The sequence below is a fragment of the Bradyrhizobium sp. SZCCHNR1002 genome, from assembly GCF_032381435.1.
In the GTDB taxonomy this organism is placed as follows: Bacteria; Pseudomonadota; Alphaproteobacteria; order Rhizobiales; family Xanthobacteraceae; genus Bradyrhizobium; species Bradyrhizobium aeschynomenes.
The window spans coordinates 724,528-749,664 of record NZ_JAUHIS010000003.1; the positions used below are offsets into that span (position 1 = coordinate 724,528).

The 25,137-nt window shown below is 65.6% G+C and carries 22 protein-coding genes; 14 read left to right on the plus strand and 8 right to left on the minus strand.

From position 1 onward, the window contains the following. Window position 1: 1 nt before the first annotated feature. The 4 genes from QX108_RS19605 to QX108_RS19620 all read left to right on the plus strand — a co-directional run bounded on the left by QX108_RS19605 (window position 2) and on the right by QX108_RS19620 (window position 5,679). Window positions 2–862, plus strand: a complete 861-nt coding sequence (locus tag QX108_RS19605) for an ABC transporter permease (RefSeq protein WP_315723787.1) — start codon at window positions 2–4, stop codon at window positions 860–862. Beyond that, complete coding sequence (gene araD, locus QX108_RS19610; RefSeq protein WP_315787283.1) at window positions 859–2,595, plus strand: L-arabinonate dehydratase; 1,737 nt, start codon at window positions 859–861, stop codon at window positions 2,593–2,595. Before QX108_RS19605 ends, araD begins: the two co-directional genes overlap by 4 nt. Before the next feature lie 70 nt (window positions 2,596–2,665). Beyond that, window positions 2,666–3,385 (plus strand): ribonuclease activity regulator RraA, encoded by a 720-nt coding sequence (locus QX108_RS19615; protein ID WP_315723791.1) that lies wholly within the window; start codon window positions 2,666–2,668, stop codon window positions 3,383–3,385. Between the two features lie 284 nt (window positions 3,386–3,669). Beyond that, window positions 3,670–5,679: a methyl-accepting chemotaxis protein gene (locus tag QX108_RS19620; RefSeq protein WP_315723793.1), complete on the plus strand. Its 2,010-nt coding sequence runs from the start codon at window positions 3,670–3,672 to the stop codon at window positions 5,677–5,679. 49 nt (window positions 5,680–5,728) lie between these two features. Here QX108_RS19620 and QX108_RS19625 read toward each other — a convergent pair whose 3' ends face one another. After that, the gene (locus tag QX108_RS19625) at window positions 5,729–6,403 is read right to left on the minus strand and encodes an MBL fold metallo-hydrolase (RefSeq protein WP_315787286.1); all 675 of its coding nucleotides are present in this window, start codon (window positions 6,401–6,403) and stop codon (window positions 5,729–5,731) included. 153 nt (window positions 6,404–6,556) lie between these two features. On the opposite strand from QX108_RS19625, the gene QX108_RS19630 reads away from it, so the two are divergent. Then, window positions 6,557–8,155 (plus strand): alpha-amylase family glycosyl hydrolase, encoded by a 1,599-nt coding sequence (locus tag QX108_RS19630; protein WP_315787288.1) that lies wholly within the window; start codon window positions 6,557–6,559, stop codon window positions 8,153–8,155. A 131-nt stretch (window positions 8,156–8,286) separates the two neighbouring features. Here QX108_RS19630 and QX108_RS19635 read toward each other — a convergent pair whose 3' ends face one another. After that, entirely contained in the window at window positions 8,287–9,996 is a 1,710-nt protein-coding gene (locus QX108_RS19635; protein ID WP_315787290.1) for an alpha-amylase family protein, read from the minus strand. 121 nt (window positions 9,997–10,117) lie between these two features. On the opposite strand from QX108_RS19635, the gene QX108_RS19640 reads away from it, so the two are divergent. After that, on the plus strand, window positions 10,118–10,600 hold the full coding sequence (locus tag QX108_RS19640) for an MmcB family DNA repair protein (protein WP_315787292.1): 483 nt from the start codon (window positions 10,118–10,120) through the stop codon (window positions 10,598–10,600). A gap of 159 nt (window positions 10,601–10,759) precedes the next feature. Here QX108_RS19640 and QX108_RS19645 read toward each other — a convergent pair whose 3' ends face one another. The 3 genes from QX108_RS19645 to QX108_RS19655 form a co-directional block, all read right to left on the minus strand. Next, complete coding sequence (locus QX108_RS19645; RefSeq protein WP_172115162.1) at window positions 10,760–11,020, minus strand: DUF1488 domain-containing protein; 261 nt, start codon at window positions 11,018–11,020, stop codon at window positions 10,760–10,762. Between the two features lie 103 nt (window positions 11,021–11,123). Then, complete coding sequence (locus tag QX108_RS19650; protein WP_315723803.1) at window positions 11,124–11,366, minus strand: hypothetical protein; 243 nt, start codon at window positions 11,364–11,366, stop codon at window positions 11,124–11,126. A gap of 103 nt (window positions 11,367–11,469) precedes the next feature. Next, window positions 11,470–11,607, minus strand: coding sequence for a hypothetical protein (locus QX108_RS19655; protein ID WP_315723805.1), 138 nt, complete (start codon window positions 11,605–11,607; stop codon window positions 11,470–11,472). Window positions 11,608–12,104: 497 nt separating this feature from the next. Between QX108_RS19655 and QX108_RS19660 the strand changes: the two genes are divergently transcribed. The 3 genes from QX108_RS19660 to QX108_RS19670 all read left to right on the plus strand — a co-directional run bounded on the left by QX108_RS19660 (window position 12,105) and on the right by QX108_RS19670 (window position 13,247). Continuing rightward, the gene (locus tag QX108_RS19660) at window positions 12,105–12,374 is read left to right on the plus strand and encodes a hypothetical protein (protein WP_172115156.1); all 270 of its coding nucleotides are present in this window, start codon (window positions 12,105–12,107) and stop codon (window positions 12,372–12,374) included. After that, window positions 12,367–12,663 carry a hypothetical protein gene (locus QX108_RS19665; protein WP_315723807.1) on the plus strand — a complete coding sequence of 99 codons (297 nt, stop codon included), beginning with the start codon at window positions 12,367–12,369 and terminating at the stop codon, window positions 12,661–12,663. The genes QX108_RS19660 and QX108_RS19665 overlap by 8 nt, the downstream gene beginning before the upstream one ends. 218 nt (window positions 12,664–12,881) lie before the next feature. After that, window positions 12,882–13,247 carry a hypothetical protein gene (locus QX108_RS19670; RefSeq protein ID WP_315723809.1) on the plus strand — a complete coding sequence of 122 codons (366 nt, stop codon included), beginning with the start codon at window positions 12,882–12,884 and terminating at the stop codon, window positions 13,245–13,247. 16 nt (window positions 13,248–13,263) lie between these two features. On the opposite strand, the gene QX108_RS19675 is transcribed toward QX108_RS19670, so the two are convergent. Next, window positions 13,264–13,818: an ActR/PrrA/RegA family redox response regulator transcription factor gene (locus QX108_RS19675; RefSeq protein ID WP_009025614.1), complete on the minus strand. Its 555-nt coding sequence runs from the start codon at window positions 13,816–13,818 to the stop codon at window positions 13,264–13,266. A 176-nt stretch (window positions 13,819–13,994) separates the two neighbouring features. Then, entirely contained in the window at window positions 13,995–15,344 is a 1,350-nt protein-coding gene (locus QX108_RS19680; protein ID WP_315787296.1) for an ActS/PrrB/RegB family redox-sensitive histidine kinase, read from the minus strand. A 97-nt stretch (window positions 15,345–15,441) separates the two neighbouring features. Here QX108_RS19680 and QX108_RS19685 point away from each other — a divergent pair, with 97 nt between their 5' ends. The 5 genes from QX108_RS19685 (at window position 15,442) to QX108_RS19705 (ending at window position 22,517) form a co-directional block, all read left to right on the plus strand. Next, window positions 15,442–16,233: an ABC transporter ATP-binding protein gene (locus QX108_RS19685; RefSeq protein WP_315787298.1), complete on the plus strand. Its 792-nt coding sequence runs from the start codon at window positions 15,442–15,444 to the stop codon at window positions 16,231–16,233. Beyond that, window positions 16,230–17,042 (plus strand): ABC transporter permease, encoded by an 813-nt coding sequence (locus QX108_RS19690; protein WP_315787300.1) that lies wholly within the window; start codon window positions 16,230–16,232, stop codon window positions 17,040–17,042. The genes QX108_RS19685 and QX108_RS19690 overlap by 4 nt, the downstream gene beginning before the upstream one ends. A gap of 124 nt (window positions 17,043–17,166) precedes the next feature. After that, window positions 17,167–18,495, plus strand: coding sequence for a polyhydroxyalkanoate depolymerase (locus QX108_RS19695; protein ID WP_172115142.1), 1,329 nt, complete (start codon window positions 17,167–17,169; stop codon window positions 18,493–18,495). A 208-nt stretch (window positions 18,496–18,703) separates the two neighbouring features. Next, complete coding sequence (locus QX108_RS19700; RefSeq protein WP_172134679.1) at window positions 18,704–19,543, plus strand: M48 family metallopeptidase; 840 nt, start codon at window positions 18,704–18,706, stop codon at window positions 19,541–19,543. 301 nt (window positions 19,544–19,844) lie between these two features. Further along, window positions 19,845–22,517, plus strand: a complete 2,673-nt coding sequence (locus tag QX108_RS19705; RefSeq protein WP_315723818.1) for an EAL domain-containing protein — start codon at window positions 19,845–19,847, stop codon at window positions 22,515–22,517. A 263-nt stretch (window positions 22,518–22,780) separates the two neighbouring features. On the opposite strand, the gene QX108_RS19710 is transcribed toward QX108_RS19705, so the two are convergent. After that, entirely contained in the window at window positions 22,781–25,003 is a 2,223-nt protein-coding gene (locus tag QX108_RS19710) for a penicillin-binding protein 1A (RefSeq protein WP_315787304.1), read from the minus strand. Window positions 25,004–25,137: the final 134 nt, after the last annotated feature.

A 25,137-nucleotide genomic window follows, 5' to 3' on the forward strand; every position in this document is an offset into this window, starting at 1 on the left:
CATGGCTGACGCCAAGATCATCCTGCGCGATACGTCGGCGGCCAGTGCAACGCCGGCCGACGTCGAGCGCAAACTAAGCGTGTTCGAGCTGTTGTGGAACGACGGCTTCGTGCGCAAGAGCCTGATCATCGTCGTGCTCGCGGCGATCTGGCAGGCCTATGGCAGCTATCTGGACAATCCCCTGCTGTTCCCGACCTTCTCCGACACCATCGCGGCGCTGTGGGAAAAGGTGCGCGACGGCACCATTCCGATGCGCGCCTGGACCTCTCTGAAGGTGCTCTTCATGGGTTATGCGGCGGGCATCGTGCTGGCCGCGATCCTGACCGTGCTCGCGATCTCGACCCGCATCGGCACTGATTTTCTCGAGACCGTCACCGCGATGTTCAATCCGCTCCCGGCGATCGCGCTGTTGCCGCTCGCCTTGATCTGGTTCGGACTCGGCAGCGGCAGTCTCGTGTTCGTGCTGATTCATTCGGTACTCTGGCCGGTCGCGCTCAATACCCATTCCGGCTTCAAGAGCGTGTCGAACACGCTGCGCATGGTCGGTCGCAATTACGGCCTCAGCGGATTTTCCTATGTGATCCGGATCCTGATCCCGGCGGCGTTCGGCGCCATCCTCACCGGCCTGAAGATCGGCTGGGCCTTTGCATGGCGTACCCTGATTGCCGCGGAGCTGGTATTCGGCGTGTCCTCTGGGCAGGGCGGCCTCGGCTGGTTCATCTTCGAGAACCGCAATCTGCTCGAGATCCCTGCGGTGTTCGCCGGCCTCCTGACGGTCATCCTGATCGGCCTCGTGGTCGAGAACCTGATCTTCCGCACCATCGAGCGCAAGACCGTGCTGACCTGGGGCACCCAATCATGACCGAACGCAAGCAACCCGACCAGCTGCGCAGCGCGCGCTGGTTTGCGCCCGACGATCTCCGCTCCTTTGGTCATCGCTCGCGGGTGATGCAGATGGGCTATGCCCAGGAGGAGTGGAAGGGCCGCCCGGTCATCGCCATCGTCAACACCTGGTCCGATGCCCAGCCCTGCCACATGCATTTCAAGCAGCGCGTCGATGACGTGAAGCGCGGCGTGCTGATGGCTGGCGGCTTCCCGATCGAGCTGCCGGCGCTGTCGCTGTCGGAGTCGCTGCTGAAGCCGACCACGATGCTCTATCGCAACATGCTGGCGATGGACGTCGAGGAGCTCCTGCGCGGCCACCCCATCGACGGTGTCGTGCTGATGGGCGGCTGCGACAAGACCACGCCGGCGCTGCTGCTTGGCGCCACCAGCATGAACCTGCCGGCGATCTATCTGCCCGCGGGCCCGATGCTGCGCGGCAATTGGAAGGGCAAGACGCTCGGCTCCGGTTCCGACGCCTGGAAGTACTGGGATGAGCGCCGCGCCGGCAAGCTGTCGGAGGCCGATTGGAGCGCGATGGAGGCCGGCATCGCCCGCAGCCACGGCACCTGCATGACCATGGGCACGGCCTCGACCATGACCGCGATTGCGGAAGCGATCGGCATGACCCTGCCGGGCGCATCGTCGATCCCCGCCGCTGATGCCGAGCACATCCGCATGAGCTCGGAATGCGGCCGCCGGGTCGTCGAGATGGTCTGGGAGGATCTGACGCCTGCGAAGATCCAGACGCACGAAGCGTTCGAGAACGCGATCGCGGTGGCGATGGCGATGGGCTGCTCGACCAACGCCATCATCCATGTGATCGCGCAGGCGCGCCGCGCCGGCGCCGATATCGGCCTCGACGATTTCGAGGCCGCCAGCCGCAAGGTGCCGGTGCTCGCCAATGTCCGGCCGAGCGGCGACACTTATCTGATGGAGGATTTCTACTATGCCGGCGGTCTGCCCGGACTGATGAGCCGGATGACCGAGCACCTCCATCTCGACTGCCTCACCGCCAACGGCCGCACGCTCGGCGACAACATCAAGGACGCCGGCGTCTACAATGACGACGTGATCCGCCCGCAATCGAACCCGATCTATCGCGAGGGCGCGCTCGCCGTGCTCAAGGGCAATCTCGCCCCCGACGGCTGCGTCATCAAGCCCTCGGCGTGCGATCCGCGCTTTCTCAAGCATACCGGCCCGGCGCTGGTGTTCGACGACTATCCCTCGATGAAGAAGGCGATCGACGATCCCGATCTCGAGGTGACGGCCGACCACGTGCTGATCCTGCGCAATGCCGGGCCGCAGGGCGGACCGGGGATGCCGGAATGGGGCATGCTGCCGATCCCGACCAGGCTGGTGAAGCAGGGCGTGCGGGACATGGTGCGGCTGTCGGACGCGCGCATGAGCGGCACCAGCTACGGCGCCTGCATCCTGCACGTCGCGCCCGAGTCCTACATCGGCGGTCCGCTCGCGCTGGTCCGCAACGGCGATCGGATCACGCTCGACGTCGCCGCGCGCACGATCAATCTCGATGTCGCCGCGGATGAGCTGGCGCGCCGCCGCGCTGCCTGGACGCCGCCAACACCGCGCTTCGAGCGCGGCTATGGCTGGATGTTCGCCCGCCACATCAGGCAGGCCAATGATGGCTGCGACTTCGACTTCCTCGAGACCGGCTTCGGCGCGCCCGTGGGCGAGCCGGCGATCTATTAGTTCAATTGTCATTCCGGGGCGCCGCGGAGCGTTGCGCGCGCCCCGGAATGACGACCGGAGAGAGCATCACATGACCAAACTCAGCACCGCCACCCGCAACAAGCTCAAGACCGTCTCGACGGCCACCGTCGCCACCGCGCTGTTCAAGCGCGGCCTGCGCATCCAATGCATCCAGAACGTTCATCCGCTGAGCTCAGAGCAGCCGACCATGGTCGGCGAGGCCTTCACGCTGCGCTACATCCCGGCGCGCGAGGACCTCAACACCATCGAGGTGTTTCGCGATCGCGGCCATCCGCAGCGCAAGGCGGTGGAGGATTGTCCGCCCGGCGCGGTGCTGGTGATGGACAGCCGCAAGGACGCGCGCGCCGCCTCGGCCGGCGCGATCCTGGTGAGCCGCCTGCAGCAGCGCGGCGTCGCCGGCGTCGTCACCGATGGCGGCTTCCGTGACGCGGCCGACATCGCCCGGCTCGGCATCCCCGCCTTCCATCAGCGACCGAGCGCGCCGACCAATCTCACCTTGCACCATGCGATCGAGATCAACGGCCCGATCGCCTGCGGCGACGCGCCGGTGTTTCCCGGCGACGTGATCCTCGGCGATTCCGACGGCGTCATCGTCATCCCCGCGCATCTCGCCGACGAGATCGCGGAGGAGACCTTCGAGATGACCGCGTTCGAGGACTTCGTCGCCGAGCAGGTCGCGAACGGCCGCTCCATCCTCGGCCTCTATCCGGCCACCGACCCGCAGACGCCGCAGGACTTCGCCGCCTGGCGCGCGAAGAACGGCCGGTAGCGGTCCTGACATTCCGCTGTCGGCCTGGCGAGCATGGGCGTCGATGAGCTGCGATGCGCGATCACGATTGTGCAGCGATCTCATCGCCCATTCGCTGTGCAGCGCCTGCCTTGCAAATGACTCCGAACAAACCCCGTAAATTCACGGTCCCTTAAAGGCGGTCATCTACAGCTTCGAAAGTCCCGGGGCGGTCGACGCACATGACGGTGCGGCGGCGTGGGATGGATGGGGGCTGGCGTGGCGGAGGCTACGCATCCCGCATGGGGTGATCGACGATGAGCGGAATGAAGATCAAGACCCGGCTGTATTTCGGGTTCGGAGTCCTGGTGGCGCTGGCGCTGCTGTTGGCCGGATTTGGCTTGTGGCAGTCGGGAGTCGTGTCCGGGCGTGTCGAGCAACTCGGCGCAGAGGCGCAGAATGCGCTTCGGGTCGGCAAGATATCGAGCGAGATGCAGGCGATTCGGCGTGCTCTGCTGCGCTATCAATTCGATCAGGATGCGGCCGCCTTCGCCGAAGCCGAGCAGCGGCTGAACGCCACCGAGACGCTGCTGCAGGCCGCGCTCAAGGAGACCGAAGCGGCAGATCGCAGCGGTGCCTATCGACAGTTGCAGAAGAGCGTTGCCGCCATTCTCGACGCCCGGACCGCGCTCGGTGGCGCGGTACAGGCCTATGCGGCCGGCAGAGAGGCGCTGTTCGCCGAAGGCGATCGCATGACGGGGGACGTCCAGCGATTCCTGGAGGCGATGCAGGCAAGCGATTTCGCCGATGCCGCGCGCACGTTGGAAAGCCGCGTGCTGCTGGTGCGGGTTGCCAATTGGCGCTTCCTGGCCACCCGGGAGCTGAAGGGACGAGACACCTTCAAGGCCAATCTCCGCAGCGCGCTGACGCAGGTCGCCGAGCTCGAGCAGCGCGAACTCGCGCCAGCCCAGACGAAGCTGCTGGAGCTGGTCAAGCAGGGCTTGTCACGTTACGCCGATGCCTTCGACAAGACCGCCGTCAGCATGCTGCGCGGCGACGAGGTGTACTACAAGGACGTGGCCCCTCTGACCGCGTCGGCGGTCGAGATCATCGATCGCGCCGAGCGCGACATCCGCGCTGCTTTTACCGGGGCGGTCAAGGAGACCAACCAGCAGATCGGCCACGCGACCACGCTGCAGCAGGTGGCGGCGGTTGCCGCCGGGCTTCTCGGTCTGTTGATCGCGTTCCTGATCGCGCGGGGCATCAGCAATCCCCTGATGTCGCTGGTCCGCGATGCGCACAGGCTGTCGGGCGGCGATACCAGCGTCGAATTCCTCGACGCCCGCCGTGGCGACGAGATCGGCGACGTCGCCAAGGCGGTCGCCAACTTCCGCGACAACGTCATTGCGCAGCAGGAGACCGCGCGAGAGGTGACGCAGGCTGCCGCTCAGCGCGATGCCGCGAACCGCAACATGGAGGCCGCCGTCGAGCAGTTCCGCCGCGCCTCCGAGCAACTGTTAGGCACGGTCGGCGACAACGCCGGCAAAATGCGGCAGACGGCCGAAGCGCTGACCGCCGTCGCCGGGGAGGCGACACAGCAGGCCTCCGCCGCGGCGCAGGCCTCAGAGCAGACCGCCAGCAACGTCCAGACCGTGGCCTCGGCCGCCGAGGAGCTGGCCGGCTCGATCCAGGAGATCGGTCGCCAGATCGAGCGTGCCAATTCGACGGTGCGCGCCGCCGGCACTGTGACCGCACGCTCAGAGGGCGAAATCGAAGGGCTGGCGCAGGCCGCCCAGAGCATCTCCTCCGTCATCGATCTGATCCAGGCGATCGCCGCGCAGACCAATCTGCTCGCGCTCAATGCCACGATCGAGGCAGCTCGTGCCGGCGACGCCGGCCGCGGCTTTGCCGTGGTGGCTCAAGAAGTGAAGTCGTTGGCCGAGCAGACCGCCAAGGCCACCCAGGAGATCGCGCACCACGTCCAGGGTATCCAGACCTCGACCGGCACCGCGGTGGCCTCGGTGAAGGAGGTCGGGCAGGCGATGCGCCAGATCGACGAGGTCACCTCGGCGATTGCGACCGCCGTCGAGCAGCAGGGCGCCGCAACCCGCGAGATCTCGCAGAACGTCCAGATGGCCGCTGCCGGCACGCAGACCCTCGCCGGCAACATTGCCACGGTGGGTCAAGCCATCCTCGAAACCAACCGCTCCGCCGACCACGTGCTCGGCGCGTCCGGAAATGTCTCCCATGCCGCGGATGCGCTGGCGTCGGAGGTCCAGGCGTTCTTCGCCCGCCTGCGCGACGGCAGCGCGAGTCGGGTCCGAAACGTGGCGTGACGACCTGAGTCAGTCGTCCGCCGCGTGTCCTTGTCGCATGGCTGATCGCTCAGCCTAAGGCGATCCCGGTCAGGAACGGGTTGGTCATCCGCTCCTGACCGAAACTCGAGCCGGCGCCGTGGCCGCAAATGAAGCCCACGTCGTCGCCGAGCGGCAGCAGCTTGTCCTTGATCGAGCGGATCAGCGTGTCATGGCTGCCGCCGGGCAGATCGGTGCGGCCGACCGAGCCGTTGAACAGCACGTCCCCGACATGGGCGAAGCGCATCGCCTTGTTGAAGAATACGACGCTGCCGGGCGAATGGCCGGGGCAATGCAGGATGTCGAACGTGAGCTCGCCGATCTCGACCGTGTCGCCTTCCTCCAGCCAGCGGTCGGGCGTGACGTCGCGCACGCCCGTGATGCCGAAACGCGCGCCGCTGGCGACGACGTTGTCCAGCAGGAACTTGTCGGCGATGTGTGGGCCCTCGATCGGCACCTTCAGCGCATCGCGCAGATCGGCTGCGCCCCCGACGTGATCGATATGGCCATGCGTCAGCCAGATCTTCTCCACCGTGACCTTGGCCTGCGCGATCGCCGCCTGGATGTTCGGCACGTCGCCGCCGGGATCGATCACGATCGCCTTCTTGGTCGCCTCGCACCACAGGATGGTGCAGTTCTGCTCGAATGGCGTGACGGGCACGATCATCGCGCCGGCCTTCGCCTTGGTCTGGTTCTGCTCGCTCATGGCGTCAGCATGCCGATTTTTCGCAATGCGCCAAGCGAAAACATCGGCTCGCGGTGGCTTGAAACCCTTCTCCGGACGATCATGTCGCGTGCCTTGTGAACCTGCCGCCGGTTCCTGCGTTGGGCCGCACGTTGCGAGCAGGAAGTGGTCGAGATGACAGAGCGTGGCGCCTGGTGGCGCGAGGGGATTTTCTACCAGATCTATCCGCGCTCGTTCCAGGACAGTGACGGCGACGGGGTTGGTGACATCACCGGCATCGTTCACCGCCTGCCCTATCTGATGGCACTCGGCGTCGACGCGATCTGGCTGTCGCCGATCTTTACCTCGCCAATGGCCGATTTCGGTTACGATATTGCCGATTACACCGGCATCGATCCGCTGTTCGGGACGATGGAGGATTTCGATGCGCTGGTGAAGGCGGCGCATGATGGCGGACTCAAGGTGATCCTCGATCTCGTGCCGAACCACACCTCGGATCAGCATCCGTGGTTCCTGCAGGCGCGTCAGTCGCGCGACGACCCGCATCGCGACTGGTACATCTGGCGAGATCCCGCTCCGGACGGCGGCCCGCCGAACAACTGGCTGTCGGAATTCGGCGGCAGCGCGTGGCAGTTCGATGAGGCGACGGGGCAGTATTACTATCACGCCTTCCTGGCGCAGCAGCCCGACCTCAACTGGCGCAATCCGGCGGTACGCGCGGCAATGTATAACGTCATGCGGTTCTGGCTGCGCAAGGGAGTCGACGGCTTTCGCGTCGACGTGATCTGGCACCTGATCAAGGACGCCGAGTTTCGCGACAATCCGGCCAATCCCGACTATCACGGCGGCCGGCCGCCGCATGAGCAGATCATCTCGCGTTATTCCGCCGATCAGCCGGAGGTGCACGAGGTGGTCGCGGAATTGCGCGCGGTGGTCGACGAATTCGATGACCGCGTGCTGATCGGCGAGATCTATCTGCCGGTCGAGCGGCTCATGAGCTACTACGGCAAGGACCTTGGTGGTGCGCATCTGCCGTTCAACTTTGCACTGCTGTCGGCACCGTGGCATGCCCGCGAGATCGAGCGCATCATCGCGGACTACGAAGCCGCCTTGCCGCAAGGCGCGTGGCCGAACTGGGTGCTCGGCAATCACGACCGGCCGCGGGTGGCGAGCCGGGTCGGTGCGGAGCAGGCGCGCGTCGCGGCGATGCTGCTGTTGACCCTGCGCGGCACGCCGACGCTGTATTATGGCGACGAGATCGGCATGCATCAGGTCGCGATCAACCCGGAGCAGGTGCGCGATCCCTTTGAGAGGAACGTGCCCGGCATCGGCGTCGGTCGCGACGGCTGCCGCACCCCGATGCAGTGGAGCGCGCTGCCTGGAGCTGGCTTCAGCCACGTCGCGCCATGGCTGCCGGTGGCGGACGATTTCACGCACGAGAACGTCGTCAATCTCACGGCCGACCGGCGCTCCATCCTGAACCTGTACCGCGCGTTGATTCGGCTGCGAAAGCAGCACCGCGTGCTCGTCACCGGCGTGTATCGGCCGGTCGCCGCGCAAGGCGATCTCCTGCTGTACCGCCGCGAAGGCAACGGAGAGGTCGTCACGGTGGCGCTCAATCTGAGCGACGAGCCGGTGGCGATCGCGACCGAAGGCAGCGGCCTCGACGGCGAGATCCTGCTCTCCACCTGGCTCGACCGCGACGGCGAGCGCATCGACGGCACGCTGGATCTGCGCGGCAATGAGGGCGTGGTGATCGGACGTAGCGCTTAGCTATGTGTTGCGCGACCGCGTCAACCCACCCTCAGTGTCGTCCCGGCGTTCGCCGGGTCAAGCCCGGGACGACACTGAGTTTGATGAGGTCGTGTGGTCAACTGATACGTTGTGTCGTGTGCTTGCGGCGCTCATCGCCGTCGCAGCTTCCTTACCTTCTTCCCCGGGCTCTCCGTCTCGATGTCGCTCCGCCGCAGCAGATAGTCCAGCCCGCCGACGCGGTACCAGCGGTAGCCGTAGGGCTCCAGCACCAGGGTATGACGACCGCGCTCGTCGGCGTGGCTGTGGTCCTCGGCGAGCAGGTTGATCAGCAGCTTGCCGGTGTCGTCGGGCAGACCGGCGTCGAACGTGATCTCGCGCGGCTTCTCGTCGAGATTGTGCACGAACAGCACCGAGTTGTTGCGCCAGTCATAGCGCATGATCAGGACGGCCGGGTCCTTGGTCGCGATCACCTGGAAGTCGCCCCAGCCGATTTCGGGCACTTCCTTGCGCATGCGGATGATGCGCTCGGTCCAATTCAGCATCGAGTTCGGATCCCGGCGCTGCTTTGCCGCATTGATGTGCTCATAACCGTAGGGGCCGTGGCCGATCACGGGGCACGCCGACGTTTCGCTCTTGGTGAAGCCGCCATGCGGCTCGGTCGACCATTGCATCGGCGTGCGCGCGCAATTGCGCTCGGGCAGGCTGAGGTCGTCGCCCATCGCGAGCTCGTCGCCATAGCGGATGACCGGCGTGCCGGGCAAAGTGAACATCAGGCTGTAGGCAAGCTCGATGCGGCGGTGGTCGCCGCCGAGCATCGGCGCCAGCCGCCGCCGGATGCCGCGATCGTACAGCTGCATGCTCTTGTCCGGACCGAACGCCGCGAACACGGTCTCGCGCTGTTGTTTCGTCAGCCGCCCGAGATCGAGCTCGTCGTGATTGCGCAGGAACAGGCCCCATTGCGCCGAGGCCGGCCGCGGCTTGGTGGCTTCCAACGCCTTCGCCAGGGGGCGCGTATCGGAGGCCGCCAGCGCATAGAACAGATGCTGATTGACGTGGAAGTTGAACATCATGTGCATGCGGTCGCCGTCGTCGCCGAAATACTCCATGTCGGTTTCCGGCAGCACGTTGGCTTCGGCGAGGATGATCGCCTCGCCCTGGCGCCACTGCAGGAACTCTCTGAAAGTCCGGAGCATGTCGTACTGCTCGACCGGCTTCTTGACGCCGGAGCCCTTAGTTGCGATCACGAACGGCACCGCGTCCATGCGGAAGCCGGAGACGCCGAGCTGGATCCAGAATCCCATGATCTTCAGGATCTCGGCCTGCACCTCCGGGTTCGAGGTGTTGAGGTCGGGCTGGAAGTCGTAGAAGCGGTGGAAGTAGAAGGCGCCCGACTGCTTGTCGCGCGTCCAGGTCGTCTTCTGCACGCCGGGAAACACCATGCCCTTGTCGGCATTGGCGGGTTTCTTGTCCGACCAGACATACCAGTTCCGGTGACGCGAGCTCTTCGAGCTGCGCGCGTCGATGAACCAGGGATGCTGGTCGGAGGTGTGGTTGACGACGAGGTCGATGATGACGCGGATGCCACGCTGCTTGCAGCCATGGGTGAACTGCACGAAATCGCCGAGCGTGCCGTAGCGCGGGTCGACGCCGTAATAGTCGGCAACGTCGTAGCCGTCGTCGCGCTGCGGCGAGGGCTGGAACGGCATCAGCCAGATCGCAGTAATGCCGAGGCCGTGCAGGTAATCGAGCCGGCGCGTCAGCCCCTTGAAATCACCAATCCCGTCTCCGTCGGCGTCCATGTAGGTGCCGACCGACAGGCAGTAGAATACCGCATTCTTGTACCAGAGATCGTCGATCATGGACGGCGCCTCGTTGCGCCGCCCGGCCGGCGGCCGCTTGTTAAGCGGAAGGCCGGCGTCAGGTTCCGGTTCCCGTGATCAGCGCGCTTGGGAGACGCCTGGAATCGGCTATGCTGCGGCAATGGAATCGTCCGCCGCCAGGGTCAGCCTCGTTCCCATCGACCGCCGCCAATCGGAGACGGCGCTGGCAATCGCGCGCGGCACCTCGCGCCTGCTGCGCTCGCTCGGCTTTGCCACCATCAGCGAGCTGCCGCTGCCGTCGGGCCGTCGCGCCGACCTGGTGGCGCTGAACGAGCGCGGCGAGATCTGGATCGTCGAGATCAAGTCGTCGGTCGAGGATCTGCGCGCGGATCACAAATGGGAGGACTACCGTGCCCATTGCGACCGGCTGTTCTTCGCCTTCACGCAGGATCTGCCGTGCGAGATCTTTCCGCGGGACACCGGCCTGATCGTCGCCGATGCCTATGGCGCCCACCTGCATTGCGAGGCGCCCGAGCACCGATTGCCGGCGGCGACGCGCAAGCTGATGACGGTGCGCTTCGGGCTCGCGGCGGCGCAGCGGATCAACCGGCTGATCGACCCACAGGGCCACGCGGACCTCTAGAGAATCCTCAACTAGGCTCTCCTGGACGGTGGTTCCCCGCCTAGGGAGGTGATGCAGGCTCCGTCAGGTCACGACTCTCGAGATGAGAGACATCAGCATCGCTGAGAGCCTATCCGCATCACGCCGGCCTTGCGGATTGGGCGCCAGCCGGCATCGCCGTCAGAAATTGGCGGCGACGAGATCGTAGGAGCCCCGGCTGCCGCGGACATAGAGCCGGGCGGCGGCGGCGCAGATCCGCTCGCGGTTGGAATCGAATGCGGTCAGAAAGCCCGACTCGTCGGGACGGGTGTCGGGTTGAAGGCGTCTCAACGCACCCTCGTCGACGAAGAACGACGCTTCCATCGCGCTGTCATAGCCCCAGAACCGTACGGCACGTCGCGTGCGATCATAAGAGCGGCTGTGATTTGGAAACTCAATCATGTGTGTGACCGATCAGGTTCGGAGGACACCGCGGTGACGGCGGACGTCATCCAAGGGGCGTCGTTCGGCAATGGTCGCCGGCGACAAAGGGGTTGCGCGCATCTCAATCGAAGGCCGACGGCAACTCGCCGTGGCGGAAGAAGACCGTCGGCTCATCGTCATAGTCACCCATGTCGGGATCTCCCGAGGATGAGAAGGCGACGACGCCGGCCTTGCTGGACACCAGCCGTTCCGCAGTCCGGAGCGCGCCTGCTTTCGTCTTGCAGGCGATCGGCGTCTCGGCTTTCGCGCGTCCGCCCCGGCCGGCGCTGAACGCCTGAACGACATAGATCGTTTCGCGCGCCATGTTCTGTCCTTTGGACTATCGAGTACGGTCCGCCGCATCGGCATTGCATTGCGTGCGGACTTGCGTGCGGGAGACGATCCAGACTGATGAGACCGGAAATCCCCTAGCGCTTCTTCTTATCGCTGGAAAAATCCGACTGCCATGCTCCGGCCTTTTGGCTCGGCGCTGCAGCAATGCTCTTGGGCTTTTCCTTCTTGGGCTTCTTGGCTTCGCGATTGCCTTTTTGCTGACCTTTGGCCATGTCGGTCTCCTCGACTCGGGTTGGATCTGGTTCAACGTATCGGACGAGCACCCCGTCGATCCTGCGTGCGCGGCGCCACTGCCGGTCGTCGTCCACCGGTTGCCGATGCGGGAGTCGTGGTGGTCGGATCTACGAATGCAGCGCGGCAACTGCGAGCGCGAGAAGGATCAGCAGAAGCGGCACGACAATGGGTGGAACGATCCACTCGCTCAGACGAAACTGCGGCATTGGCTACCCCTCGCATGGTTTGCGGCGGGAGCGCTCGTGACCCTCAGTCACCGGTGAATGCCGTCGGAATGGCGGTGATCACCATTGATACACCCTGACTTCTGCAATAGCGAGCACCAAAGCGCAGCGGCACGGTCCGATGACGCCAGGCCGCTCATCACGTCGTGCTGATGAGAAAGCGGTGGCTATTGCCGGCCGCAAGGCGCATGCTTTGAAGAACCTCAAAGTCGCGACAGCGACGGCGAAGCCGTTGCGAAAGGTAGGCGCAGATGAGCATCCGCTCGCGGCGCGAATTCGTCACCTTCAAACACCCGTTCCGGATCAGGAGCATCGAGCGTCTCTTGCCCGAGGGCACCTACGAGGTGGTCACGGACGAGGAGCTGATCGAGGGATTGTCCTTTGCTGCCTACCGCCGTGTTGCGACGATGATGATGGTCCCGGTCGCCGGTTCGCGCTCTGCTGCCGTCGAGATGCTGTCCATAAGCTCGGTCGATCTCGCAGACGCGCAACGTGTCGACGCGAGTGCGTCGGATGACTGACGAGCCGCTCGATCTCGACAGGCACCGCGGGATGAGCGCGCAGAAGGCCGTGGACCTCCGTCGCGCGTTGGCAGAGGCCGAAAGTCATGCGCGGGAGCTGCGCGAGCGGCAGGCTGTTCTCGAGCAGCACCTGCTCGCCAACGCGGCCACGTCGTGGCCGGAAGCCGCTGCGAAGGCGCGCTATCTCCTGAACATCTACGCCGCAAGCCTTGCGGAACAGGATACCAGGCATCGGGAGCTGATCGCTGCCGTCCTGGCCGACTTCTCCAGGCTGACGGGGGAGAGTTGACGTCGGGCCGGCGCATCGTGGTGCCTTCCAGATCCAACTGTGAACCTGCCCGCGCCCGATTCAGGACTGTTGCCGGCGCGCGACAGCATCCGCTCGTTCCGGCCTCCTGCCAATTTCCCCGGCTCTGCCCGACAATTGCCCCGCATGGGGCGCAACATGCCGGAACATTTTTAAGGCTCGAGCGGTATCCAGCCCAGGGGTGCGGACAGGGACGACAGATGCGACGGGTGGTCTTGGCGCTGACACTGCTCTTCGCGACCGGAGTCCGCGCGGAGGAGGTGGCGTTCTACGTTCTCGGCGTCGGCGCCGATTCCTGCGAGCGCTTCATTGCCGCCGCCGAGGAGCAGCCGCCCGGCACCTACAAGGCCATCGGCAATCCCGACGGCCCCTATGTCAACAGCATCTCGAAATATCAGCAATGGATGATGGGCTATGTCTCGGCCGTCAACGCCGGGCGCGGCGACGAGGGCCGGCAGATCAAGCTCGATTTGACCGAGATGGACAGCTGGATGCGAAACTGGTGCAGTCGAAACCAGCGGCGCACGGTGTTCCATGCGCTGCAGGCGTTCGTGAAATCGCACTAAGGGGTACGCCGTCCGCCTATTTCGGCGCGCGCTTCGCCAGGATGCGCTGCAGGGTGCGGCGGTGCATGTTGAGGCGGCGCGCGGTCTCGGAGACGTTGCGGTTGCACATCTCGTAGATGCGCTGGATGTGCTCCCAGCGCACGCGATCGGCCGACATCGGGTTCGACGGTAGTTCGGACTTCTCGCTGGTGGTCGCCAGCAGCGCGGCCACGACGTCATCCGCGTCGGCGGGCTTCGCCAGATAGTCGACGGCGCCCATCTTCACCGCGGTCACCGCAGTGGCGATGTTGCCGTAGCCGGTGAGCACGATGGCGCGGGCTTCGGGCCGCTTGCGCTTCAGCGCCGACACCACGTCCAGGCCGTTGCCGTCGCCCAGTCGAAGGTCGACCACTGCGAACGCCGGCGCCGACTTGCCGATCTGCGAGATGCCTTCCGCGACGCTCTCGCAGGAGGTGACGGTAAAGCCGCGAGTCTCCATGGCGCGCGATAGCCGCTCCAGGAACGGCTTGTCGTCCTCGACGATCAGGAGAGAGCGGTCCGGGTGGTTCGTCAGTTCGGCGATGGCGCCCACGGTCATATCCTTGAGAAGAAGGCTCGATGTTGCGAGACGATCTGTCATAGGTGACATATGGGCCCTGCATGGCTCGCTGCCAAGATCGCGGGATGCCGCAGTCTGCGGCGTGACGCCGCGCGTTCGGGCGGCTCTCCCGGTGTTCCGTATGCCAGCCGTCAGCCCCGATGGTTCAGCTACTCCGGCTCGGCCTCCTCGCCATCCTCGCTGGCCTCGAAACGCCGCCGCGGCCAGACGATCTGGACCACGGCGCCATGGTCCGGAAAGGTACGGTTGGTAAACGAGACCTTGGCGCCGGTCCGCTCCAGCAACGTGCGGGCGATGAACACGCCCAGCCCGAGGCCGCCGCCCTGGTTGCCGCCCTGGCCGTCCTCGGCGCTGCGCCGCCGGGACAGATACGGCTCGCCGATGCGCTTGAGGATGTCGGGCGCGAAACCCGGGCCGTCGTCGGAGATCACCAGTTCGACGGTCTCGTTGTTCCACCAGGCGTTCACCTCGACGGCATTGCGGGCGAAGTCGACCGCATTCTCCAGGATGTTGCCGACGCCATAGAGGATGGCCGGATTGCGCGAGCCGACCGGCTCCTTGGACGCCGCGACGGCCACGCGCACCTTGATGTCGACGCCGAAGTCGCGATGCGGAGCGACCGTCTCCTCGATCAGGGTCGACAGCTTCATGCGGTCGTACATCGAGCCGATCGACGACAGCTGGGTGATCTTGCCGAGAATGTCGCGGCAGCGCTGCGCCTGCTCGCGCAGGGTCTTGATGTCGGAGGTGACCTGGCTGTTGTCCTGCAGCGCGCGCTCCAGCTCGCGCGAGATCAGCACGATGGTCGCGAGCGGCGTGCCGAGCTCGTGCGCGGCCGCGGCGGCGAGGCCGTCGAGCTGGGTGAGATGCTGCTCGCGCGCCAGCACCAGCTCGGTGGCGGCCAGCGCGTCCGACAGCTTGCGCGCCTCCTCGGTGACCTGGAATGCATAGAGGCTGGTGACACCGATCGCGAGCGCGATCGAAAGCCAGACGCCGAACAGGTAGATCGGCGGGAAGATCAGCGGCTCCTCGCCCTCCCAGGGCAGCGGCAGATGCATGAAGAACAGCGCGGTGGCGCAGGCGACCGCGAGCAGTCCGAGCATGATCGTCATGCGCACGGGCAGGGCGGTCGCCGCGATCAGCACCGGCGCCAGGAACATGTAGGAGAACGGGTTCTCCAGCCCGCCGGTGAGATAAAGCAGCACGGTCAGCTCAACGATGTTGAGCGCGAGCAGGCCGCCGGCATGGTGCGGCTCGAGCAGCTGCATCGGGTTGAAGGCGATCTGCAGGCCGAGATTGAGCAGCGCGGAGATGCTGATCACGGCAAGGCAGGGCACGACCGGCAGATCGAACTCCAGTCCCTGCACGACGATGAAGATCGCGCTGAGCTGTCCGAGCGCCGCCAGCCAGCGCAGTCGCAGGATGGTGTCGAGCCGGACGCGCTGGCGCGGATGGCGATAGTCGGTGTCGGGCGTGTCGATGATCAGGGCGTCGGTCATGGCTCGGAACTTAATGCCGTCGGGGCGTGGCGACAAATCGGGCCGACCTTTGGTGGCCTGTTGCGGTTTGCGGCACAATGCCTCAATGACGTGACCCATGACGCATGATGACGCAGCGCCGATCGCCTCCCTCGACGCCGGTTCAGGCTCGGCTGCGATCGCCGTGGCGCGCTTGACCAAGATCTACAAGACGGCAACCGCCGTCGACGGCATCTCGTTCGCGATCCGACGTGGCAGCATCACCGGGCTGCTCGGCGGCAACGGCGCCGGCAAGACCACGACGATCGCGATGATCATGGGCCTGGTGGAGCCGACCTCGGGCACCGTCGAGGTGCTCGGCCACAAGATGCCGGACGAGGCCGCCGCCGTGCTCGGACGGATGAATTTCGAGAGCCCCTATGTCGACATGCCGATGCGGCTCACGGTGCGGCAGAACCTCACCATCTTCGGCCGGCTCTATGCGGTCGATCATCTCAAGGAGCGGATCGCCGAGCTCGCCGCGCAACTCGACCTGACCGATTTCATCGATCGCGCCAGCGGCAAGCTGTCAGCCGGCCAGAAGACGCGCGTGGCGCTGGCCAAGGCGCTGATCAACGATCCCGAGCTGCTGCTGCTGGACGAGCCGACGGCGTCGCTCGATCCCGACACCGCCGACTGGGTGCGCGGCCACCTCGAGCGCTATCGCCGGCGCCGCGGCGCCACCATCCTGCTCGCCTCGCACAACATGCTCGAGGTCGAGCGCCTGTGCGACCGGGTCATCATCATGAAGCGCGGCCGGATCGAGGACGACGACAGCCCCGCGCAGATCATGGCGCGCTACAACCGTGCGACCCTGGAGGAGGTGTTCCTCGATGTCGCCCGCGGCCGCGACCGGGAGGCGGCACAATGAACGACCTGTCTCTGCGCATCGCCCCGCATCGGATCGGCGCGATGGTCCTGCGCTACTGGTATCTCCTGCTCTCGTCCTGGCCGCGGCTGCTGGAGCTGATGTACTGGCCGACCTTGCAGATCATCACCTGGGGCTTCCTGCAGACCTACATCGCCTCCAATGCCGGGTTCTTCGCCCGCGCCGGCGGCACGCTGATCGGCGCCGTGATCCTGTGGGACATCCTGTTCCGCGGCCAGCTCGGCTTCTCGATCTCGTTCCTGGAGGAGATGTGGGCGCGCAACATCGGCAACCTGATGATGAGCCCGCTGACCCCGATCGAATTCCTGCTGGCGCTGATGACGATGAGCCTGGTCCGGCTCGCCATCGGCATCATCCCGATGACCCTGATCGCGGTGTGGTTCTTCGACTTCAACTTTTACAGCCTCGGCCTGCCGCTGATCGCGTTCTTCTGCAACCTGATCTTCACCTCCTGGGCGGTCGGCATCTTCGTGTCGGGGCTGGTGCTGCGCAACGGGCTGGGTGCCGAGAGCATCGTCTGGACCCTGATGTTCGCGCTGATGCCGCTGGCCTGCGTGTATTATCCGGTGCAGGTGCTGCCGCACTGGCTGCAGCTGATCGCCTGGTCGCTGCCGCCGACTTACGTGTTCGAGGGCATGCGCGCGCTCCTGAGCGATCACGTCTTTCGGACCGACCTGATGCTGACCGCGGTCGGGCTCAATGCCGCCCTGCTATTGGCGTCGTTTGCGGCATTCATTGCCCTGTTGCGCAGCGCGCGCCGTGCCGGCTCGCTGCTGTCATCGGGTGAATAATTGCGTTTTCCCGTGGATTTTCGGGCTCATTTCGTAGCTTTGAGGCACCAACTCGTAACACACCGCATTGACGCTTAATTGCGCATTCGGCAGTATGCTGCGTTGCAGAGAGGGTTGAACGAGAATGCCGATAGGTGAGTTTGGCGGTGCACCGCCCCTGGCGTCGGAAGGCAGTCCGGTCCTGACGACGCCGATGTACTGGATGTACGAAATGGCGCATGCCTCGCTCAATCCGGCGCGCGCTGTCACCGACGCCACCAAGATCCTGTTTCAGAACCCGCTCAATCCGTGGGCGCACACCGAGATGGGCAAGTCGATCGCGGCAGCCTGCGAGCTGTTCGAGCGCACCACGCGCCGCTACGGCAAGCCCGAATGGGGTCTCGACGAAACCGAGGTCAACGGCATCCGGACCCCGGTCGAGGTCCGCGCGATCTGGGAAAAGCCGTTCTGCCGCCTGCTGTATTTCGACCGCAAGCTGACCCGCCCGCTGCGTGCGCCGCAGCCGCGGCTGCTGATCGTGGCGCCGATGTCCGGCCATTACGCGACCTTGCTTCGCGGCACGGTCGAGGCGTTCCTGCCGACCCACGAGGTCTACATCACCGACTGGGCCGATGCCCGCATGGTGCCGCTGGCCGAGGGCCGCTTCGATCTGGATGATTATATCGACTACGTCATCGAGATGCTGCGCTTCCTCGGCACCAACATGCACGTGATGGCGGTGTGCCAGCCGGCGGTGCCGGTGCTGGCCGCAGTGTCGGTGATGGAGGCCGAGCGCGATCCGTTCGCACCGATTTCGATGACCCTGATGGGCGGTCCGATCGATACGCGGCGTAACCCGACCGGCGTGAACAACCTTGCCCAGGAGCGCGGCATCGATTGGTTCCGCAACCACGTCATCACCAAGGTGCCGTTCCCGCATCCCGGCGTCATGCGCGACGTCTATCCGGGCTTCCTGCAGCTGAACGGCTTCATCAGCATGAACCTGGACCGCCACGTCGACGCCCACAAGGCGCTGTTCGCAAACCTGGTGAAGGGCGACGGCGATCAGGTCGACAAGCATCGCGACTTCTACGACGAGTATCTCGCGGTCATGGATCTGGCTGCGGAATATTATTTGCAGACGGTCGAGACGGTGTTCATCCGTCACGCGCTGCCGAAGGGCGAGATGACCCATCGCGGCGTGCTGGTCGATCCGTCGAAGGTCACGCGCGTCGCGCTCATGACAGTCGAAGGCGAGAAGGACGACATCTCCGGTCTTGGCCAGACCGAAGCGACGCATGGTTTGTGCTCGTCGATCCCGGATCATCGCCGGGTTCACTACGTGCAACCGGGTGTCGGACATTACGGCGTGTTCAACGGCTCGCGATTCAAGTCGGAGATCGTGCCGCGCATCAACGACTTCATGTTGTCCGCGGCCGATCCGAAGTCGCTGCTCGCGATTGCTGCTGAATAGCGTCGAGGGAGGAATTTCGCGCAGTCGAATCCGACTGCGCGTTAACTCTTTGAAGAGACTTCGAAAACCTGAAATCCGGAGTGACTCAAGCAGTGAATGTGGCGTCGCTTCTTGAGCGACGCTTCTGAATCTGAATTCACTCTATGGGCGACCTCAGAGGCCCAATCTCTGGGGTGCGGAACCCGCCGAGCCCCTGTATGTTGGGCAAATGATTTGTTTTTGCGCCGAGCGCTTTCCCTGGCGGTGGATATGGCAAAATCCGGGCGAGTTCTTCCCTCCCGGACTGACAGAAATGGCCACTCGCGCGCTACTCTATCGGCGGCCCGCCGAACCCTCGCGTCTTCTCGTCAAGCACGGCTCGCAAATCTACTCGATTAGATTGCGGCGTCACCGTCGTGCGCGACGTTATACCCTGAGAATTCATCCGTCGGATCGCGAAGCGATCCTCACGATGCCTCCGCGCGGCACGATCATCGAGGCGAAGGACTTCGCGCAGCGTCACGGCGCGTGGATCGCGGCGCGTCTCGGCCGTCTGCCGAAGGCAGCACCTTTCCTGCCGGGCACCTTGGTGCCGCTGCGCGGGGTGCCGCACAAGATCGTGCACCGCGCCGGCGAGCGCGGCACGGTTTGGACCGAGACTCGAGACAGTGGCGAGAAGATCCTCTGCGTGGCCGGCGGGATCGAGCACACCGAGCGTCGCGTGCTCGACTTCCTCAAGCGCGAAGCGCGGCGCGACCTGCAGAAGGCGTCGGACGCCTATGCCGATCAGCTCGGCGTCAAGGTGAAGCGGCTGTCGATCCGCGACCAGTCGAGCCGCTGGGGCTCGTGCACCTCGGCTGGCTCGCTGTCGTTCTCGTGGCGCCTGATCCTGGCGCCGCCTTTCGTGCTCGACTATCTCGCGGCGCACGAGGTCGCGCATCTGATCGAGATGAACCACTCGCCGCGGTTCTGGAAGGTGTGCGGCAAGATCTGCTCCTCGGTCGAGCGCGCCAAGAAGTGGCTCGACACCTGCGGCAATGATCTGCATCGCTACGGCGTCGAGGACTGAGCTAACGGACGATCGGCGGTCGAAGACGACAATGGCCCGGCCTCCTGGTCCCGGGCCATTGTTTTGAGTTCCGCGATCGTCGCAGAAGCAGTCCGCCAGCTATCGATTTCTTAAGCCTCCTCGCTTGCAACCGGAGGATATCGCCCGATTCGGCAGCGCTTTAACGTGGCTGTAACGACGACGTCGCCAGATTCGACCTTGATCAACCCCCAAGGTGACGTCCCAGCAGCAGCCGGGTCGTTCGCTGCAACCCAGCGCTGATCGTTTCTCTCGAAACGTGCAGTGCGCCTTGAATCGAACGATGCTTGCAAGCGAGTTCCAACCGGCCGCGTCTGTGCCACTGCTCTCGGCCGCGCTCGATCGTGCCTCCGAAGCGATGCTCTTTCTCGACATGCACGGCCGTGTCCACCGCGCCAACAAGGCTGCCGCCGCGCTGCTGCGGCGCGACCTCGCCGGCCTGGTCGGTGCTGAGTTCACGAATCTCGGCTTGCCCGAGCAGGTCATGCCCGCACCGTCGCCGGACGACGCGACGGGCGATGCAGCGGCGGAGATCCAGGCCGCACACGACGAGCCCGATTTTGCCTGCGAGCTGACGATCCGCCATCCGGACGGCTCGCGCAGCCGCATCCAGCTGCACCGCTACGACCTCTCGTCCGATCTCGCGCCGGCGCGCGCGCTGCTGCTGATGCGTGATGTCACCACCGAGCTCCGATTGCGCGAACGCGACGCGCTGATGTCGTCGGTGGCCGACCGCAGCAACCGTGCCGTGGTCGTGGCCGACCACAACCTGAATATCCTCTACACCAACGCCGCCTTCGCCGGCATCTTCGGCTATTCCGCCGAGGAGGCGCTGGGGCAGGAGGTCGAAAAGCTCCTGGTCGGCCCTTGCACCGACCCCGCGATCGTCGAGCGCCTGAAACAGTGCATTCTCGACGACCAGGGCGTCGAGGAAGACCTACTGATCTACGACAAGGCCGGCCACGAGATCTGGACGACGGCCCATGTCAAGGCGCACCGGAACCGTCAGGGCAAGGTCAAATATCTGGTCGGCCTGCTCAGCGATATCCGGGAGACCAAGCAGCTCCGCTCGCTGCAGCAGCTGATCATGTCGTCGCTGGCGTCCGACGTGTCGATCACAACCATCGCCGACGAGCTGTGCCGCCAGGTCGAGAAGCTCGCCCCCGATGTGGTCTGCTCGATCCTGCATGTCGATTCCGACGGCCGCGTGCATCCGCTCGGCGGCCCCAGCCTGCCGCCGGCCTATTCCGCCAGTCTCGACGGCGTTGCGATCGGCCCCGAGGTCGGCTCCTGCGGCACCGCCGCCTATCTGTGTCAGCCGGTGCTGGCGCGTGACATCGACGCCGACCCGCGCTGGCAGCCCTACAAGGCCGGCCCGCTCGGTGCCGGCCTGCATGCGTGCTGGTCGACCCCGATCCAGGGCAAGGATGGCCGCGTCATCGGCACCTTCGCGTTCTATTTCCGCGAATGCCGCGGTCCGAGCCCATGGCACGAGCAGATCGTGCAGGCCTGCGTCCAGCTGGGCTCGCTCGCCATCGAGCGCCAGGAGGTCCGCTCGACGATCTCGCAGGTCGCCTATCACGACATGCTGACGGGCCTGCCCAACCGTGCCCGGATTCCCTCGATGATCGCCGAGGCGATCAAGGCCTGCCCGGAGGGCAGCCATCTCGCGGTCGCGTTCCTCGACGCCGACAATTTCAAGGACGTCAACGACACGCTGGGCCATGCCGCCGGCGACGAGTTCCTGGTGGGCTTTGCCAACCGGCTGCGGGCGCAGATCCGCCCCGGCGACATGCTGGGCCGCCTCGGCGGCGACGAGTTCGTCATCGTGCTCCAGAACCGCGATCCCCTCGAAGCATCGCTGGCGGCGGCGCGCATCACGGCCGCGCTGGCGATGCCACTCACGATCGGCAAGCGGCAGGTGCCGATGTCGGCGAGCATGGGGCTCAGCCTCTATCCTGACAATGCCAAGGACATCGAGACCCTGATCAAGCAGGCCGATCAGGCGATGTACAAGGCCAAGCGCGGCGGTCGCGCCACCTATCGCTTCTTCAGCGCCGATATCGACAAGCTTGCCGAAGAGCGGCTGATGCATTCGACCGCGCTGCGCGAGGCGATCGCCAGCGAAGCCCTGACCCTGCACTATCAGCCGCAGATCCGTACCCGCGATGGCGCGATCCACGGCGTGGAGGCGCTGGCGCGCTGGCACGATCCGGTGCTGGGCGAGGTCTCGCCCGCCAAGTTCATCCCGCTCGCCGAGGAATGCGGCCTGATCGAGCAGATCGGCGTGTGGTCGATCAAGACGGCCTGCCAGCAGATGGCGTCGTGGCGCCGCGCCGGTCTCGACATCCCCTGCATCTCGGTGAACCTGTCGCCGATCAACTTCCAGAACGTCAACCTGGCGGCGATGGTGGCGCAGATCCTGGCCGCCAACGATCTGCCGGCAAAGATGCTGATGCTGGAGATCACCGAGGGCGTCATCCTCAACGAGCGCGCCACCGTCATCGCCACCATGAACGAGCTGCGCAACATGGGCGTCGGGCTGTCGCTCGACGATTTCGGCACCGGCTATTCCAGCCTCAGCCGGCTGGCGCAGCTGCCGATCGACGAGCTCAAGATCGACCGCAGCTTCATGCGCGATTTCGAAAACGACAGCGGCACCCGGGCGATCGTGACCGCGGTGGTGCGGGTCGGCCAGAGCCTCGACGTCGCCGTCGTCGCCGAGGGCGTCGAAACCGAGCCGCAGCGCAAGCTGCTCGCCGAGCTCGGCTGCGACGCGATGCAGGGTTTCCTGTTCGCGCGCCCGATGGCCGCCAGCGCCTTCAGCCGCTGGCTTCTGGACTACAGCGCCCACCGGGCGAGCCTGATGTTGCGGCAGGTCGGACGGGCGCTTGCGCAGGCCGCGGGGACCGCTGCGGCTGAAACCGCGAAGCGGCCGGCTGCCGCGGCGGGCTGATCGGCCCGGTTTCATTCTGTCCGCGGGCGCGCAACCCGCGTTGCGTTCGAAGCGCCAGACATCCCGCCTCGACCGTCATTCCGGGGCAATCGGCAACGCGCGCGAGCGCGTTGGCGATTGAGTCCGGAATCCCGAGCTTGTTAAAAAAGAACGCCAGCCAATCTCGAGATTTCGGGTTCAAGGCCTGCGGCCTTGCCCCGGAATGACGGTGTGGCGCGGTCAGCTCCGCTCAACTCGCTCGGCTGAGCTCAAGTCCGATCAGCTCACCGCTGCCCGCCAAACAGGCGATCCACCAGCCAGCCGTCGAGCCCGGCGGCAGGCTCCGGGCGCACATTGCTGCGGGCCGGGCTCGGCGCCGCCGTTCGCGGTGCATAGGCGGCATTGGGGGCAGGGGCGGTCGGCGCCGTAATCTGCGAGGCGATCTGCGCCAGGGTCGGGACCAGGCCCGAGCCCTGTGCGTTCGGCAGCGACGCGACGGGCACGCCCTGGTGTGCTGCGCGCATGAACCGGGTCCAGACCTCGACCGGCAGGCCGCCGCCGGTGGCCTTCTTGGTCGGCGAGTTGTCGTCATTGCCGAGCCAGACGCCGGTGACGAGATGCGCCGTGTAGCCGATGAACCAGGCGTCGCGGAAATCCTGGCTGGTGCCGGTCTTGCCGGCGGCGACCCAGCCCGGGATCTCCGCCTTCTTGGCGGTGCCCGAGATCAGCGTCTCCTGCATCATCTGGTTCATCATCGCCGCGTTGCGCGGCTCGATCACCTGCGCCGGCTGCTCGGTCTGGCGCATGTAGAGCAGCTTGCCGTCGAGCGTCCTGATCCGCGTCACCACATGCGGCGACACGCTCAATCCGCCATTGGAGAAGGGGGCATAGGCGCCGACCAGCTCGATCATCGACACCTCGGAGGTGCCGAGCGCGATCGACGGGTTCGGATCGAGCTTGGATGCGATGCCCAGGCGATGCGCGGTGCGCACCACGTTTTTCGGCCCGACCTCGAGACCGACCCTGACAGCGACCGTGTTGAGCGACATCGCCAGCGCCTGGGTCAGGGTCACCGGGCCGAAATATTCGCGCGTGTAGTTCTCCGGCCGCCAGCCCTTGAGGTCGAGCGGCGCGTCCTGCCGGATCGTATCCGGAGTCAGGCCCTGCTCGATCCCAGTCAGATAGACGAACGGTTTGAACGCCGAGCCGGGCTGACGCCTCGCAGTCACGGCGCGGTTGAATTGGCTGTCTGAGTAGTTCCGCCCGCCGACCATGGCGCGCACCGCTCCGTCGGGCGTCATCGCCACCAGCGCGCCCTGGCTGACGTTGAACTTCACGCTCTTGGCCGCGAGCTCGTCGATGATGGCGGCCTCCGCCACGCTCTGCAGCTTCGGATCGATCGTGGTCTCCACCACGATCGACTCCTCGACCTGGCCGACGAGATCGTCGAGCACCTCGCCGATCCAGTCGGCGACGTAGTTGACGGTGCCGGCGCCAGCGGGCTTCACCGCAACGGAGGGATGTGCGATCTGGGCCTGCGCCTGGGCCTCCGTGATGAACCTGGCCTCGGCCATCGCCGCGAGCACCGTCTGGGCACGCTTGGCGGCCCCCTCCGGATTGCGGTTCGGCGCCAGCCGCGACGGCGACTTGACGAGGCCTGCCAACATCGCGGCCTCGCCGACCGTCACCTGTCGCGCCGACTTGCCGAAATAGCGCTGCGCCGCGGCTTCGACGCCATAGGCGCCGGACCCGAAATAGACCCGGTTGAGATACAGCTCCAGGATCTCGCGCTTGGAGTACTTGCGCTCGAGCCACAGCGCCAGCTCCGCCTCCTGCAGCTTGCGGGCGAGCGTGCGCTCCTGGGTCAGGAACAGGTTCTTGGCGAGCTGCTGCGTCAGGGTCGAGCCGCCCTGCGACACGCCGCGATGCAGGATGTTGGCAACGACCGCGCGGGCGATGCCGATCGGATCGATGCCGAAATGCTGGTAGAAGCGGCGGTCCTCGATGGCGATGAACGCCTTCGGCAGATAGGGCGGCAGGTCCTTCAGCGCGACATTGGCGCCGGCCATCTCGCCGCGCTGCGCCAGCATTGTGCCGTCATAGCCCACGATCTCGATGGTCGGCGGGCGCTTCGGAATCTCCAGCGACTGGATCGGCGGCAGATGCGCGCCCGCCCAGATCACGACGCCGATCAGCGCGATCACGCCCCACAAGCCGCAGACCACGCTCCAATACGCCAGACGTCCGATCGAGAAACCCCAGCGCGACTTGCCGCCGCTCGCCTTCGGCTTGGCCGGCGCAGCCTTGGCCGAGCGGGCCTTCGGCTCGCGCACCGGCTCGTCGTCATCCGGCTCGACCGGCTTCTTCTTCGCAGCGGATTTTTTCGGGGCGTCCGCGCTGGCTGGAATACGGTCCTTGGGGTCGAGGCGCAGATCGGCCATCGCCGCCGCAAGGCCGAATCGCGGCTCCTTGCGTCCGCCGCCGCCCTGTTTCCGTCCCCGCGCCATACGCAACCCGAGCCCTGTCGTCCGACCACGGTAATGTCCGGAGTTTAAGGGGCAGTTAGGAAGAGCTTAACGCGCGATTAGGAGTTCCCCGCCTTCAACGCCGCGTTATGGTTAACCCAAGGTAAACAACGAAA

Excerpts from the sequence above, each read along its gene's own strand:
- QX108_RS19630 (WP_315787288.1), top strand. The coding sequence starts at position 6,557 with ATGACAGAGCGTGGCGCCTGGTGGCGCGAGGGGATTTTCTACCAGATC.
- QX108_RS19645 (WP_172115162.1), bottom strand. The coding sequence starts at position 11,020 with ATGATTGAGTTTCCAAATCACAGCCGCTCTTATGATCGCACGCGACGT.
- QX108_RS19660 (WP_172115156.1), top strand. The coding sequence starts at position 12,105 with ATGAGCATCCGCTCGCGGCGCGAATTCGTCACCTTCAAACACCCGTTC.
- QX108_RS19615 (WP_315723791.1), top strand. The coding sequence starts at position 2,666 with ATGACCAAACTCAGCACCGCCACCCGCAACAAGCTCAAGACCGTCTCG.
- QX108_RS19605 (WP_315723787.1), top strand. The coding sequence starts at position 2 with ATGGCTGACGCCAAGATCATCCTGCGCGATACGTCGGCGGCCAGTGCA.
- QX108_RS19685 (WP_315787298.1), top strand. The coding sequence starts at position 15,442 with ATGACGCATGATGACGCAGCGCCGATCGCCTCCCTCGACGCCGGTTCA.
- QX108_RS19690 (WP_315787300.1), top strand. The coding sequence starts at position 16,230 with ATGAACGACCTGTCTCTGCGCATCGCCCCGCATCGGATCGGCGCGATG.
- QX108_RS19700 (WP_172134679.1), top strand. The coding sequence starts at position 18,704 with ATGATTTGTTTTTGCGCCGAGCGCTTTCCCTGGCGGTGGATATGGCAA.
- QX108_RS19625 (WP_315787286.1), bottom strand. The coding sequence starts at position 6,403 with ATGAGCGAGCAGAACCAGACCAAGGCGAAGGCCGGCGCGATGATCGTG.
- QX108_RS19620 (WP_315723793.1), top strand. The coding sequence starts at position 3,670 with ATGAAGATCAAGACCCGGCTGTATTTCGGGTTCGGAGTCCTGGTGGCG.
- araD (WP_315787283.1), top strand. The coding sequence starts at position 859 with ATGACCGAACGCAAGCAACCCGACCAGCTGCGCAGCGCGCGCTGGTTT.
- QX108_RS19705 (WP_315723818.1), top strand. The coding sequence starts at position 19,845 with ATGCTTGCAAGCGAGTTCCAACCGGCCGCGTCTGTGCCACTGCTCTCG.
- QX108_RS19655 (WP_315723805.1), bottom strand. The coding sequence starts at position 11,607 with ATGGCCAAAGGTCAGCAAAAAGGCAATCGCGAAGCCAAGAAGCCCAAG.
- QX108_RS19695 (WP_172115142.1), top strand. The coding sequence starts at position 17,167 with ATGCCGATAGGTGAGTTTGGCGGTGCACCGCCCCTGGCGTCGGAAGGC.
- QX108_RS19710 (WP_315787304.1), bottom strand. The coding sequence starts at position 25,003 with ATGGCGCGGGGACGGAAACAGGGCGGCGGCGGACGCAAGGAGCCGCGA.
- QX108_RS19670 (WP_315723809.1), top strand. The coding sequence starts at position 12,882 with ATGCGACGGGTGGTCTTGGCGCTGACACTGCTCTTCGCGACCGGAGTC.
- QX108_RS19640 (WP_315787292.1), top strand. The coding sequence starts at position 10,118 with ATGGAATCGTCCGCCGCCAGGGTCAGCCTCGTTCCCATCGACCGCCGC.
- QX108_RS19650 (WP_315723803.1), bottom strand. The coding sequence starts at position 11,366 with ATGGCGCGCGAAACGATCTATGTCGTTCAGGCGTTCAGCGCCGGCCGG.
- QX108_RS19680 (WP_315787296.1), bottom strand. The coding sequence starts at position 15,344 with ATGACCGACGCCCTGATCATCGACACGCCCGACACCGACTATCGCCAT.
- QX108_RS19665 (WP_315723807.1), top strand. The coding sequence starts at position 12,367 with ATGACTGACGAGCCGCTCGATCTCGACAGGCACCGCGGGATGAGCGCG.
- QX108_RS19635 (WP_315787290.1), bottom strand. The coding sequence starts at position 9,996 with ATGATCGACGATCTCTGGTACAAGAATGCGGTATTCTACTGCCTGTCG.